Source organism: Streptomyces sp. NPDC059092 (assembly GCF_042756365.1).
Lineage (GTDB): Bacteria > Actinomycetota > Actinomycetes > Streptomycetales > Streptomycetaceae > Streptomyces.
On sequence record NZ_JBHZEJ010000155.1, the window covers coordinates 1 to 1673 of the forward strand.

General features: G+C 66.5%; 1 protein-coding gene. It reads right to left on the bottom strand.

Annotated elements, in window-relative coordinates:
* Nucleotides 1–40: 40 nt before the first annotated feature.
* Entirely contained in the window at nt 41–1609 is a 1569-nt protein-coding gene (locus tag ACFXPL_RS37110) for an ISL3 family transposase (RefSeq protein WP_384927584.1), read from the bottom strand.
* Between the last annotated feature and the right edge of the window lie 64 nt (nt 1610–1673).

The window sequence follows — 1673 nt, forward strand, 5'->3', positions numbered from 1 at the left end:
GGCTCTGTCGCGAGTTCCGTGAAATCCAAGATGTCGATCTTCAATGAGCGAGCAGGATTCGCTTGCGCAGGAGGTCGGGTTTGGCGCGGCCGAACATCTGGCGCTTGATCATTTTGATGCGGTTGACGTGCCCTTCGACCATGCCGGAGTTCCAGTGCAGGGTGAGGCCGGCCCGGACCGCGTTCCAGTCGCGGCGCAGTCCGGCGGCGAATCCTCGCAGCTCGGGCAGTGGGCTGTTCTCGGCGTCGAGGACCCATCCTTCGAGATTCTCCTCACCGCTGCGGTTCACGAGCATTTCGGCAAACGTGGCGACGAGGCGACACGCGGCGTCGAGGTCCTCGCAGCGGTCGCGAAGTTCCTTGAGGACGAGCCGGTCTGCCTCCGGGAGGTTGTGGGGATGTGTGAGGACGGCCGTGGTGACCTCGCGGTTCTTCGGGACGACGGGGCGCACGGTGGGTGTGGTGTTCTCGCGCAGGTGGAGCAGGAAACGACGGACGGTGCGTTCGCTCACCCGGGCCCCACGGTCGTGGAGTTCCTGATGCAGCAGGCCCGTGCTGGTGCAGCCCTCGGCCCAACGGGCCGCAAGGTAGGCGGCGTGACCGTCCAGACTGCTCCGGCGACCGTTGGGCTTGTCGCTGATCAGCGCCTCCGGGCTGGGCGCGTTCATGAACTTTCGGACTGTCTTGGGGTCCAGTCGCAGCTCGGCGACGATTCCTCCGATCCCGACACCCTTGGCCATCAGGGCGTGGACCAGGGCGTGTCGCTCGCGTTTGCGCTGGACGCTCGGGCTCTCCTGTTTGACCGGCACCACCGGCTCCTTCTTCTCCGGCGGCTGCGGAATCCACTGGGGCCGCAGCCGTGCGACCAGGCGTTCTGTTGTGACGCCGAGGTTGTTCCACAAATGCCAGCGATCGGCCACTTGAGTGGCGGCCGGGGCACCGCTGGTGGCGCCCTGGGCGTAACAGCCGGCGCGGTCGCGGCAGATCACTTGCGTTCCGGGGTGGGTGTTGAGCCAGGCCGCCAGTGCCTCGGCGGAGCGTTCGGGCAGAACATCGACTGGGCGATGGGTTTCCATGTCGATCAGAACGGTCCCGTAGTTGTGCCCCTTGCGGAGCGCGAAGTCGTCGACGCCCAGGACGCGTACTCTGCCGGGCTCCGGGTCGGGCAGAGCCCTGATCAGGCGCAGGAGTGCGTCCTTGCCCAGGCCGATGGCCTGGATCTCTGCCAGTCTGGCTCCCGGCCTGCCGCCCAGCGCCAGGGCTATGGCCTCGCGGATTCCGCGTAACAGCAGCGTGCAACGGCCATAGCGGAAGGTGAGATCAGGGATCTGCTCGGCGAAGGTCGTCTTGCCGCACTCGGGCGAGGCGCAGAAGAACCGGCGAACGCGCAGATGAAGAACGGTCTGCTGGTCAGCGATCGCGGTGTCGGAGATCTTCCGCTCGTAGCGGCTGTGGACTCGGGCCGACGAGCCCCCGCAGCCCGGACATTCGGCCGACGGCTCCCGTCCCCGCGCCTGAAGGCGTACCGTCCGGCCGGTCACCCGGACGAGGTCGACGTGAAGCCGGACGAAGTGCGGGAACATCACAGCGATCAGCTCAGCAACAGTCACCCGGCATGATCACGAGTCATCGTGATCGACATCTTGGATTTCACGGAACTCGCGACAGAGCCTG